This window comes from Saccharophagus sp. K07 (genome assembly GCF_014336955.1).
GTDB lineage: Bacteria > Pseudomonadota > Gammaproteobacteria > Pseudomonadales > Cellvibrionaceae > UBA5868.
In genome coordinates, this window is sequence record NZ_QRAI01000001.1 from 281,257 (window position 1) to 294,104 (window position 12,848).

7 protein-coding genes are annotated in these 12,848 nt (G+C 48.8%); all 7 read left to right on the plus strand.

The genetic code is table 11. The features are described from left to right. The first annotated feature begins 72 nt into the window (after positions 1–72). A complete protein-coding gene (locus tag DWB84_RS01185; protein ID WP_187407931.1) occupies positions 73–780 on the plus strand; it encodes a FadR/GntR family transcriptional regulator in 708 nt (235 codons plus the stop codon). A gap of 11 nt (positions 781–791) precedes the next feature. After that, positions 792–1,799, plus strand: a complete 1,008-nt coding sequence (gene araD1 / locus DWB84_RS01190; protein WP_187407932.1) for an AraD1 family protein — start codon at positions 792–794, stop codon at positions 1,797–1,799. A gap of 191 nt (positions 1,800–1,990) precedes the next feature. After that, entirely contained in the window at positions 1,991–3,550 is a 1,560-nt protein-coding gene (locus DWB84_RS01195) for an alpha-N-arabinofuranosidase (protein WP_187407933.1), read from the plus strand. Between the two features lie 532 nt (positions 3,551–4,082). Beyond that, entirely contained in the window at positions 4,083–5,114 is a 1,032-nt protein-coding gene (locus DWB84_RS01200; protein WP_187407934.1) for a dienelactone hydrolase family protein, read from the plus strand. Between the two features lie 122 nt (positions 5,115–5,236). Continuing rightward, positions 5,237–7,894, plus strand: a complete 2,658-nt coding sequence (locus DWB84_RS01205; RefSeq protein WP_255428774.1) for a glycoside hydrolase family 3 protein — start codon at positions 5,237–5,239, stop codon at positions 7,892–7,894. 216 nt (positions 7,895–8,110) lie between these two features. Further along, positions 8,111–9,751, plus strand: coding sequence for a non-reducing end alpha-L-arabinofuranosidase family hydrolase (locus tag DWB84_RS18945; RefSeq protein ID WP_255428775.1), 1,641 nt, complete (start codon positions 8,111–8,113; stop codon positions 9,749–9,751). 326 nt (positions 9,752–10,077) lie between these two features. Continuing rightward, positions 10,078–12,834, plus strand: coding sequence for a TonB-dependent receptor (locus tag DWB84_RS01215; RefSeq protein ID WP_187407935.1), 2,757 nt, complete (start codon positions 10,078–10,080; stop codon positions 12,832–12,834). Positions 12,835–12,848: the final 14 nt, after the last annotated feature.

Genomic DNA, 12,848 nt, shown 5'->3' on the forward strand with positions numbered 1-12,848 from the left:
CCATTGGGCTCGTTGCTTTTCAATCATCATATGATATAGTCTGTCAGATTACGAGATCAAGCTGTCACAAATATGCAAACCAAACAATTTCAACCAAAAAATTTAAACGCCCAGACGGTTGATCTTTTGGGACAGAGAATTGTTCGAGGTCATTATAAGGAAGGACAACAATTACCGATTGAACCGGAATTGTGTGCCGAATTCGGAGTAAGTCGTCCGATTGTTCGGGAAGCCACCAAAATATTGATTGCAAAAGGACTTTTAAACTCAAAACCAAAAGTTGGCACGATCGTGCAAAGCAAGGATCGCTGGAATTTGTTAGATCCAGATGTTTTGCATTGGGTCACACAATCATTACCCGCTAATGAATTTCTCGACATGTTGTTTGAAGCGCGCATGGCCATTGAGCCGAGTGCAGCTGCTCTGGCAGCGGAAAAAGCGACAGATGAAGATGTCGAAAAAATTGCCAGCGCATATCGCGGAATGGTAAATGCGAAAACCATCGCCGAATCCATAGAGCCGGATGTTCGGTTTCACCAGGCTATTTTGGATGCAACCCATAACGACGTGATTCGTTACATCGGGCATACGCTCCATAATGCCATCGCAATTTCCATCAGTCTGACTTCCTGGCACGAACAAATTCATGAATTGTCGCTGCAACGACATGAAGCCGTCTATAAGGCAATAGCGGCAAAAAACCCTGCAAAAGCCGATAAAGCTGTGCGCACTTTATTGCAGGATTCACGTCAGGATTTCGATAAAAAATATTCTCGTTGATTAATTAAATAATGAAAAAAAATCTCATCCAGTATCGCACTGACGACGGAGACATTGGCGTAGGCTTGGTTCACAGTAGTGAAAAAGTCGAAATTCTCAATTGGCGCGGCGGTATTTATGAGTTGGCAAAAGCCGCCATCAACAGCCGGCGCACATTGTCTGATCTTGTCGAGGAAAATCGCTCGGGACAATATTTGGATTACGATCAGTTGGATCGTGATCAACGCTTATTGTCGCCGATCTCACATGTCGACCCCGCCCATATTTTGGTGGCTGGCACTGGGTTGACGCATTTGGGTAGCGCGGATACGCGCGCGGCTATGCACGCAAAATTAAATGCGGATGAAGCCCAAATGACCGATTCCATGCGCATGTTTCGTATGGGCTTGGAAGGTGGAAAGCCCGCTGCTGGTCAAGTTGGTGTTCAGCCCGAATGGTTTTATAAAGGCGATGGCAGCATAATCGCAGCGCCGGGAGCTGATATTGAATCGCCGGAATTTGCTCTGGATTTCGGTGACGAAGTGGAAGTAGTGGGAATTTATCTCATTGGCGATGATGGCAAGCCCTATCGTTTGGGATTTGCTATGGGTAATGAATTTTCCGATCACAAAACGGAAAAAATTAATTACTTGTATTTGGCCCACAGTAAATTGCGCCCATGTTCCATCGGGCCGGAATTGGCTTTGGGTGAATTACCCAGTTCCATTGAAGGTATCTCCAAAATTATTCGCGATGGTGAGGTCGCCTGGCAAAAAGCATTTGTCAGTGGCGAAGACAATATGTCGCACACCATTGCCAATTTGGAGTATCACCACTTCAAATATCGGGCCTTTCTACGTCCAGGCGATATTCATATTCATTTCTTCGGTACCAGTACACTCAGTTTCGCTGATAACTTCGAGACACGCGCAGGCGATATTTTCGAAGTGCAAAGCGACTGGTTTGGTCGCCCCTTACGCAATACCTATCGAATTGCCAAGTCCCGTAGTTTGGCGGAGTGCGAGGTGGTTGCGCTCTAATTAGGGCGCGCCTCCCTTCGAAGTCAGCAAAAATCCCAGAATCAGCTATTTTTATAAGCGATCTCAACAATCAGTCGCCAAAAACATCGGAACTTTGAGATGGATTATGGTGATTCACATTGCGCAAACCTGAAGTCCCTGGCAAGGCTATGCGAGCGCCAGGGGTCCCTACAATAAATCAAGAGGTGCTTATGCTCGCCCCCGTTCTTAAATCCGTTGGATGTATCAGCTTGGCCTGTTCATTCATTTTTTCCGCCGTGGCGCAAGCTGATGTATCAGTGAAAATCCACGACGATCGTCCAGGTGCGACGATCAATAAAAACATCTACGGACAGTTCGCCGAGCATTTGGGGCGTGGAATTTACGAAGGGATTTGGGTAGGTCCGGATTCCAAAATTCCCAACACCCGCGGTTTTCGCAACGATGTGATCGCAGCCTTGAAAGAATTGCGCGTTCCCTTGATTCGCTGGCCGGGCGGATGTTTTGCGGATGAATATCACTGGCGCAACGGCATAGGCCCGCGAGAAAAACGTGCCGTTACTGTGAACACCTCATGGGGTGGTGTCACCGACAACAATGCGTTCGGCACCCATGAATTTTTCGAATTGGCAGAAATGCTCGGCGCCGAAGTTTACATCAATGGCAACCTGGGCACCGGCACACCGCAGGAAATGGCCGAGTGGCTGGAATATATGACCTCGCCCAGCGATTCCACTCTGGCCAACTTGCGCCGGCAAAATGGTCGGCAAGAGCCGTGGAAAGTGCATTATTTTGCGATTGGCAACGAGACCTGGGGTTGCGGCGGCAATATGACCCCGGAATATTACGCCAATCTTTATAAGCACTACGCCACCTTCCTGAAAACACCGGAAGATAATCGACCAGAATTGATTGCCAGCGGCGGTTATGAGCATTTGACCGAGTGGACCGAGACTTTGATGAAAAATGTTCAGCCAAACTGGAGTTTGCGCATGAATGGTATCGGCCACCATTATTACACCTTGCCGCTCAGCGATTGGGAGAAAAAAGGCCGCGCCATTCAATTCCCGGAAAAAGAATGGTTGATGACCTTCACGCGCACCTTAAAAATCGAGGATTACATCAAGGCCAATACCGAGATCATGGACAAATATGATCCGGAGAAAAAAGTCGGCTTTTATGTTGACGAATGGGGCACTTGGTACGACACAGAAGAAGGTGATAATCCCGGATTCCTGCACCAGCAAAACACCATTCGCGATGCGTTGGTTGCGGCGCTGAACCTCAATATTTTCCATAAATACGCCGACCGGGTTCGCATGACCAATATTGCGCAAATGGTCAACGTGCTGCAGGCGATGATTTTGACTGACGGCGAAAAAATGCTGTTAACGCCGACTTATCACGTATTCAAAATGTATATTCCGTTTCAGCAGGCGACATATTTGCCGTTGGATATCAAAGGCAATCGCGAATATAAATTGGGCGACCATTCTGCACCTCAGGTCAGTGCATCTGCGGCTAAAACAACGGATGGAAAAGTGGTGTTGGCTTTAACCAATATTCACCCGACCTCCAAGATTGATATCACCCTCGATGGCAACTGGAAGCGCGCTGATGGTCAGATTCTCACTGCGAAAAATATGGATTCACACAACACATTCGATAAAAAGAATGAAGTTGCACCTAAAGCATTTTCCGCACAGAAAAAAGGCAAGCAGTTCACTGTAACTGTTCCCGCCAAATCTGTAGTGGTCGTCGAATTGAAGTAAAGCGAGGCCCTGCTTTTATTTGAGCGACCAAAGGGAGTTGGTCGTTTTTGCCCAGTTTTTATTGCCCCCCATTCTTGGGAGTGAGGCTGTTCACATTGTGCGTGTGAGTCTCCTCCGTTCCCTAAAAACTAGCCTTCCCGTATAAGTAGAATCACTATATCATCATATGAAATGATGGTCTTTGAGTGCTTCATGCCGATCTCAAAATCCCATTTTTAATCGGAACCCATCTCAAAATCAGCCGAGCTACCAAGCGCAGCATTTTTGAGATGGCTTTTGGTTTGTGCTAGCTGCACCTGCGCAAATTTTGAAGTGAAAGGGTTTTTAGCGGAACTGGATTGTCCGTGTCACCGAGTCCTATTGGTGCGTTGCACCTTTTGAGGGTTATTGCCGTTCGGGATTGTCACCAGCGTACGGTTGTTGTTAACCCTCGATTTTTTTCAGGCACCGGTAGAACCGCGTTTCATTCTGCTTTTGGCGCGTTCCCGTTGCCGGTCATCAAAACGATTACTGCAATCAGGGGATAACGATAATGAACGACAAAATTCAAAAAGTCAGGTGGTGTGGTGGTTTAATACTATTGGCATCCTTGGTCATTACCGGATGTGGTGGGTCAGGAGGCGACTCCTCATCGTCGTCATCAAGTTCTTCCTCCAGTTCGTCAAGCTCAAATGCTTCTTCATCGGGTGTTGCATCTAGCTCGAGTTCGAGCTCTTCGAGTTCAAGTTCTTCAAGCTCCAGTTCTTCGTCGAGTGGTGTGGCGCAGTGTCAGAATCCACTCCCGGCACCCAATCGTGTCTCCTGGTCAAATCGCGGCTCGCCACTGAGTGGGTCTTATCGCGATGTGGTGGTGGAGCAGCATCAAACCTTGTCTCGCCATACCGTATATCGCCCCGCTTCATTTACCGCTGAAAAACTGCCGATCGTTTCATGGGGTAATGGTGGCTGTGGTGCAAATGGTTTGAGTTCTGCGGAGTTTTTGGCGGAAATCGCTTCGCACGGTTATTTGGTGATCGCGAACGGTGCTCCTAATGGCGGCGGCAACGATCCGGATAATGGATCGACGCACATAGCTGCAATCGATTGGGCAACTGAGCAAAACGACAATCCTTGTAGTTCGCTCTATAACCGTATAAATGAAGAAAAAGTAGCAGTGATGGGATATTCCTGCGGTGGTTTGATGGCCTTGAACGCCGCTGGTGACGCTCGTTTGTCTACCGTAGTGGCGATGAATAGCGGTTTATTGAATCCCAGCCAGAATGTGTATGCCCGCATGCACACTCCGGTTGCCTATTTTAATGGTGGCCCGTCCGATATCGCTTATTCAAACGGTCAGCGGGATTATCAATCGATTAATCATGTGCCGGTTTACCATGCGAATTTGCCGGTTGGTCACGGTGGTACTTACGACCAGGATAACGGCGGTGAATTTGCGCGGGTCGGTGTTGCGTGGCTCAACTGGCACTTAAAGGATAATCAAGGCGCTAATGGTCGCGGTATGTTCCTTGGTAATTCCTGCGGAATCTGCAATTCAAATTGGACTATTGAGCATAAAAACTTTTAATAAAAATAAGTCAAAATAGTCTACATTTAATCAATATTGCTTGTGCGCGCTGCCCGCGGATCCCCAAGATCCGTGGGCAATTTAATTTCATAACGATAATTTTCATCAGGGTGAAATTCTTCATGATCTCCGGCATTCCCGCGTTTCGCAGTATTCGTCGAAATGTTCTAAAGAGTGTGTTGTTTTCTCTATGTCTTGTGCCTTTGCTGCCCCAGGCGGATGCTCCGCTGAAGCGGCGGTATCAGGATACATCGCTGAGTTTTGAAGAGCGCGCCAGAAATCTGGTTGCGCATATGACATTGGATGAAAAAATTCCGCAATTAATCAATGACGCACCAGCGATTCCGCGCTTGGGTGTGCGGGAATTTAACTGGTGGAATGAAGGATTACACGGCGTCGCCGCGTTGGGCGATGCGACTGTATTTCCGCAAGCCATAGGTATGGCAGCAACCTGGGATGACGCATTGATGTTCCGCATTGCCGATGTCATCAGCACAGAATTTCGCGCTCTGCACTACGCCAAACAACACCGTTTTGGCGGTTCGGATTGGTTCGCCGGGCTGACCGTATGGTCGCCCAACGTCAATATTTTTCGCGACCCTCGCTGGGGCAGAGGTCAGGAAACCTACGGTGAAGATCCCTATTTAACGGCGCGTTTAGGTGTGGCGTTTGTAAAAGGTCTGCAGGGCGACGATCCGCGTTACTTAAAAACTGTGGCCACGCCGAAACATTACGCGGTGCATAGTGGCCCGGAAGCCAGCCGCCATCGCGACGATATTCATCCGCACCCGAAAGATGTGGAAGAAACCTATTTGCCCGCATTCCGCGCAACGGTTATTGAAGGCGGTGCGCGCTCTGTGATGTGCGCCTATAACGCGGTCAACGGTGTGCCTGCCTGTGCCAGCAAGGATTTGCTGCAAAAAACACTGCGGGAAAAATGGGGCTTTGATGGTTATGTGGTATCGGACTGTGGTGCGGTTTACGATATTTACGAAGAAAAAAACCACGCTTACACCAAAACACCGGAAGAGGGCATTAAAGTCGCCTTTGAAGCCGGTATGGATTTGATTTGCGGTGATGCATCGGAGGCCGACAATATTCGCAAAGCGGTACAAAAAAATTTGATCACGGAAAAACAAATCGACGAAGCTTTGGTGCGCTTGTTTACCGAGAGAATGCGTCTCGGGCAGTTTGATCCTCGTCCACAGGTATTTCCTCATATTACGCCCGCCGCAAATGACACCGACGAGCATCGCGCTTTTGCACGCACGGTGGCAGAAAAAGCTTTGGTGTTACTGAAAAACAAAGACGGATTTTTGCCATTTAAATCCAATATCCGCACGCTCGCCGTTGTGGGTCCCAATGCGGATACGCTGGATTCATTGGTCGGTAATTACAACGGCAATCCATCGCAACCAGTCACGGTTTTAAAAGGCATTCAAGCGCGTTTTGGTGAAGCGAATGTGCGTTATGTGCAGGGTTCTGGCTTGTTGGATCCGGTGCAAACCCCAATCCCCGATGATGCCTTGTGTGTAGATGCAAAATGCCGCACCCGCGGATTGCAGGCCGAGTTTTATGCGGATAACAAGCTCAAGGGTAAACCTCTGAGCAAACGCGTAGAACCTAATGCGACCGTCTCTTGGATCAATGAAGTGCGCAGTGGCGCAGCGCGCTGGACGGGTTATTTGACCGCTCCTGAAACCGGCACTTATACCCTGCGTTATGTGGCGGATGGCGGTTATCGCATTTGGGTGGACGGCAAATTGATTCTCGATGCCTGGAACGTCGACTGGCGTCCGACCATTGCCAGCGGTGCTGTGGAACTGACGGCAGGTAAACGTTATGCCCTGAAAGTCGAAGCCTTCCAGCGCGGCGAAAAAGGGGATGAAAAATTGGTGTGGAGCCTGCCTTCCAATCCGGGCGCGCAGGCAGCAGTCGAGGCAGCCAAACAAGTGGATGCTGTGGTGTTTGTCGGCGGCTTGACCGCCCAGGTCGAAGGTGAAGAAATTCCGGTGCCGGTGCCGGGTTTCAGCGGAGGTGACAGGACCGATCTGGCATTGCCGAAAGTACAGCGCGATCTTTTGACACAGCTCTATGCCACGGGCAAACCGGTAGTATTGGTGTTGATCAACGGCAGCGCTCTGGCCGTCAACGAAGATGATGCAGCCGCAGCAGCGATTGTGGAGGCCTGGTATCCAGGCGGGCAGGGTGGGGAAGCGGTTGCTGGCCTGCTGGCTGGTGATTTCAGCCCCGCCGGACGCTTGCCTGTGACCTTCTACCGCTCGGTGGAGCAGCTGCCGCCATTTAGCGATTACTCCATGGCGAATCGCACCTACCGTTACCACGCGGGCGAAGTGTTGTATCCGTTTGGACATGGTCTGTCCTACACCCAGTTCAGCTATGACAAGGTCAAAGTGTCGCCCGAACAATGGGGCGCGAAGGGCACGGTTACTGTATCTGTGGACGTTAGCAATACCGGTGGTATGGATTCAGACGAGGTGGTCCAGCTGTATGCGACCCATAACGACGTTGCAGGATCGCCGATCCGAACCCTGGTGGGCTTCAAACGCGTCCATATTCCCAAAGGCAAAACCGAGCGCGTGACTTTCCAACTGGATCAACAACTTTTGAGCACAGTCGATCAAGCCGGCGCTCGCGCTGTGGTACCCGGCAAGGTGACTTTATGGGTGGGCGGCGGTCAACCGGGGCAGAGAGCAGGCTTGCCTCCAGTGGCTGGCAAGGAAGCGCATTTGCAGATCAAAACAGGAAAACGCCTATAAAAAACAGTCTCAAAAGATGTGATGGCGGATTTTGAGATGGCCAAGGGACCTGATTTGATACGCCATTCTCATAGAACTCAATTCATCATATGAAATAATGGAAGCGGTGAAGGTCCATCCTCGCCGCTGATCCATTTCCAAGCGGTTTCGGCGATTGTGATGGGCCAACGATAAAGCAATAACAATCAATTGTCCGATACTCGGCTTGGAAGGGATATGAAAACTCCATCTGATCGTCAAAGACTTATACGCCTTGGGCTTCTCCTCGCGGTTGGCATTTTTTCTGGCTGTGGCGGCGGAACTGAATCGTCCAGCAGCTCCTCTTCATCGAGCAGTTCGTCGTCCTCAGCAAGTTCATCGTCATCCAGCTCATCGAGTTCCAGCAGCTCTTCGTCAAGCTCATCAAGCTCTTCTTCCTCTTCATCATCGAGCAGCTCATCCGGCAGCATTCCTGCGGGCTCGACCCTGGTGTATGCGGTGAACGCGGGCGGGGCCGCGACGACTCTGAACAATGTGGAATATCAGGCAGACCGTTTTTACAGCGGCGGCACGGTCAATACCACCACCGACCCCATTGACGGCGTAAGCCAGGACACGCTGTATCAGTCCGAGCGTTTTGGCACCTATAAATATGAAATTCCTGTCACCAATAGCACCTACAGCTTAAAACTGCATTTTGTTGAGCTGTACCAAACCAAAACGGGTGCGCGCCAATTCAGCGTCACAGTGGAAGGTCAACCTGTTCTGCAGAATTTCGATTTATTTGCCGCTGTTGGGCATGACACGGCATATGAAGTGATAGTGCCAAATATTATGGTGGCGGATAAATCGCTGACGATTGAATTGGAATCGCAAATCGACAATGCCACACTCAGCGGTTTTGCCATTTATTCCAATGCCGGTGGAGGATTTGTTCCGCCGCAAGAGCCTGTAGCGTGTGATTTGCCGGCGACTTTGCGCTGGACTTCAACCCAGCCGATCATCAGCCCGAAAAATGGCTATGAAAACGTAAAAGATCCGACGATCGTTTATTACGACAATAAATACCATGTATTTGCCACAGCCTATGGCTCTGGTTCCTATAAATCCATTTATTTGAATTTCACGGATTTCGACCAGGCGCCAGCGGCCAACCATGTCACTTTTGCGCCCGGCGGACGCTCGACTGTTGCACCGCAGGTATTTTATTTCTCACCGCAAAACCGCTGGTACATAGTGACGCAGTGGAATGCTAAATACACCACGTCAACCAATATCAGTGACCCCAACAGTTGGTCCGCTCCGAAGGATTTCTGGCCGGGCGTAACCGGCGGCCATGCAGGTGCGCTTGATTATTGGGTGATTTGTAACGATACAACCTGCTACCTGTTCTTCTTTAAAGATGACGGAAAAATGTATCAGGTAAAAACACCAATCGGTAATTTCCCCAATTTCGACATCAATCAGGTGACCACATCCAACGTACAAGGCGCTGGTGGTCAAAATATTCTGTTTGAGGCAGGTAATGTTTATAAATTGAAAGGCCTCAACAAATATCTATTGATGGTGGAAGGTTGGGGTGCATCGGAAGGCCGTCGTTTATACCGCGCTTGGACTTCAACCTCATTGGACGGTCCGTGGGTTGCTTATAAAACCAGCGAAAATGATCCATTTGCCGGTCTCAGCAATGTAACCTTCCCCGGTGGCCAGTGGACACAGCAAATTAGCCACGGAGAAATGGTGCGTTCCGGTTGGGATGAAAAAATGGAATTGGATGCGTGTAATTTGCAGTTCCTGTATCAGGGCGTCAATCTCAGCGGTTACAGTGGTTCATACGATGGACGGCCTTACAAGTTGGGATTGTTGCGCGCCAACTAAAATGTAGTTGTTTTTACTTACGCAACAAATAAAAAATACTTATATACAAAACGGGACCGTCTGGTCCCGTTTTTATTTTGGGCCAATGATTATTTTTTTAAGTAATGGCGGGTGATGAAATATATTGTCGTGGGGAAATTCTAAAAAATAGATTTTTAGAATTAATATTTTTATACCTAAGTGGGGAGTTGGCGACGGAGGCAAAAATGTTATCCAATACGCCCGGTTCGCAAGTAGGCTGGTGACAAAAGGAAAACTATCAATTGTTTTTTCCTTTTTTAACCTTGCGGATTGAGTTTTTATAATAATTACAGGAAAAATCCCCTATGAAATCAAAATATACACACCCAACTTTTCGTTTGAGTTTGCTCAGTCTTGCGGTTGCTACCGCGTCTGGAGCCTATGCTCAGTCCCCTGATAATGCGCCCATAAGCGAAGAAGTCATAGTGACTGGCTATAGAGCGAGTTTGCAAAATGCAGTGGACACCAAACGCGATTCTACTGGCGTTGTAGACGCAATCAGTTCGGAGGATATAGGTAAGTTTCCGGATACAAACCTGGCGGAATCGCTGCAACGTATTACTGGTGTTTCGATCGATCGCAGCGGTGGCGAAGGCCGACAAATTACCGTGCGCGGATTGGGACCGCAATTTAATACGGTTCTGTTCAATGGCCGGCAAATGCCGAACGCGAATGCCAGTCGAGGATTCAACTTCGATACAGTTGCTGCAGAAATGGTAAGCGGCGTAGAGGTATATAAAACGTCTACCGCGGCGACACAATCCGGCGGCATAGGTGCAACGGTCAATGTCAAAACCGCGCGACCGCTCGATGTCGGCGATAAAATTACCGGTTCAATCAAAGGCTTGAAAGAATCCAATATTGATGACGTAACGCCTTCGATTTCAGGTCTTTTCAGCACAACGATCAACGACAATATCGGTATTCTCGCCGCACTTAGTTATCAAGAGCGTGAGTATCAGAGTGATGCAGCGGAAGTGCGTCGTTGGGATTGGAACTCACGTCGCCCCGGATCGATTGGGCAATATATTGAATTGCCTGATGCCCAAGGAAATGAGCTGGAAGTTGATTTTTTGCCAACCCAGTCAGTGATTAGACGTCAAGATTTTAAACGGGAACGATTGAATGGCAGTTTGGTGTTTCAGTTTGCGCCATCGGACAATTTGACTCTGACCCTGGATGCACAATATTCAGATCTCCAACAAGAGGGATTGGAATATGAGAGCGCTGCGTGGTACAGCAACAGTACCAGCGAAAAGCACCTGGTCGACAGCAATAAAACTTTGATTTATCGCACGATTACCAATGCGGGGTTGGACTTCTTTGTCAATAATCCTGTCACGCAGGAAGTCGGCTTGAGCACAGGCATTGAAGCGGATTGGGATATTAATGAATCTTCCAATCTTGTTTTCGCATACAGCCGCTCGACTGCGGAAGCTCAACCGGATAAACAGGCAAATATTAGTCGATCAGATGTGCAGGCGGCACCCTTGTCTTTTACCTTTGAAGTTCGGGCAGACGTTGCTAGCCATTACTACGACAATTCAAAGATTTCGCTCGAAAATGCGCGACTTTGGCAATACGACGGTTATTCTGATCCCCGCAAAGACGAAATCAATCAGGCGCGGGTGGATTACACCTTCACGCAGGATACTCTTACCGTCAAAGCTGGTTTGATGTTGACCGATCAAACCAAAACAATACAGCAATATATGGCGGAAGGTGGCGGCCGTCTGCAAGGCAGATACACATTGGTTGGCGACGATCCTGTAACGAGTCTTTTCCGTACTGTAGAAGAGGCGAATGCGGCGGGTTATCACGTACACACTATGAATCATGGTGTGCTGGGCTCTTTGGCTTATTTCTCGTTTGATCCGCTTGCATTCAACGATTGGTTGCGACATGCACAACAGGATCCGGATGCCACGGCTGAACAGAGAGATCTGAATAATTCTACGTTGGTATTGCAACCCAATTGGTCACAGGTCAACGAAAAAACCACGGCTCTTTATGTCGAGGGTACCAAGACATTTGAATTGGGTGGCCAAGAGTTAACTCTGGTTGCGGGATTGCGCTACGAAGATACTTCTATCGATTCCACATCACTGGAACAGACGCTGCTTTCTCTGACCCCTCCTGCGCAACCGGGAGAGAACTACCAGCGCGAATTTACGGACAGTGTGCCATTTACCGATGGTGATGGCTACGACGTATTTCTGCCGAATATCTCGGTTAAATACGCTATATCGGATGACGTTATCCTGCGTTTTGCCGCTTCGCGAACCATTACTCGTCCTGAGTTGACGGATATGAGATCGGCGCGCAGTTTTGGTGATATTCGTCAAGGGGAGAGAGGGAATGGCAGTGCGGGCAACCCGAATTTGAAACCCTTTATGTCAGACAACTTTGATTTGTCTGCTGAATGGTATATCAATGATTTTGACTATGTTTCTATCGGCGGCTTCCATAAATCCATTGATAATTTTGTGGTGACCGAAGCAGCACCGGAAATCATTACTGGAGTACTTGATCCCGCGACTGGCCAAGACGCCGTTTATGAAATGCGCCGTCCACGCAACCTCGATACCAAAAAGGTTTACGGTTTTGAACTCGGTGGACAGCATATTTTTGGTGAGTCCGGTTTTGGTGTGATTGCAAACGCAACATTTGTGTTTTCTGATCCCAAATACAACTACGATACGCCAATGGGTGAAGTGCCAAAAGCGGATGCGGTCGTTGGTGTAAGTGATTCCGCGAACTTGATCGCCTTCTATGAAAATGGACCGTTCCAAGTCAGGGTTGCATACAACTGGCGTGAATCCTTTATTCGAGGCTTCCAATACTACTATTCCAGCACCAGTAACGAGCCGGTTGTAGTGGAGGATTATTCTCAGGTCGATATATCCATGAGCTACGATCTGACTGACAATGTCAGCCTGTTCCTGGAAGGTATCAACGTGACGGAAGAGGGAACCCGCCAACACGGCAGAAAGGACAATCATATGTTCTTCGTGGGTGACGGCGTTGCGCGTTACGCTTTGGGAGTTAGAGCGACTTTCTAATTTCTTGAGTGTTT

Bases quoted from the DNA above. Each gene is read 5' to 3' on its own strand.
- DWB84_RS01185 (WP_187407931.1), top strand. From the start codon at position 73: ATGCAAACCAAACAATTTCAACCAAAAAATTTAAACGCCCAGACGGTT.
- araD1 (WP_187407932.1), top strand. From the start codon at position 792: ATGAAAAAAAATCTCATCCAGTATCGCACTGACGACGGAGACATTGGC.
- DWB84_RS01195 (WP_187407933.1), top strand. From the start codon at position 1,991: ATGCTCGCCCCCGTTCTTAAATCCGTTGGATGTATCAGCTTGGCCTGT.
- DWB84_RS01200 (WP_187407934.1), top strand. From the start codon at position 4,083: ATGAACGACAAAATTCAAAAAGTCAGGTGGTGTGGTGGTTTAATACTA.
- DWB84_RS01205 (WP_255428774.1), top strand. From the start codon at position 5,237: ATGATCTCCGGCATTCCCGCGTTTCGCAGTATTCGTCGAAATGTTCTA.
- DWB84_RS18945 (WP_255428775.1), top strand. From the start codon at position 8,111: ATGAAAACTCCATCTGATCGTCAAAGACTTATACGCCTTGGGCTTCTC.
- DWB84_RS01215 (WP_187407935.1), top strand. From the start codon at position 10,078: ATGAAATCAAAATATACACACCCAACTTTTCGTTTGAGTTTGCTCAGT.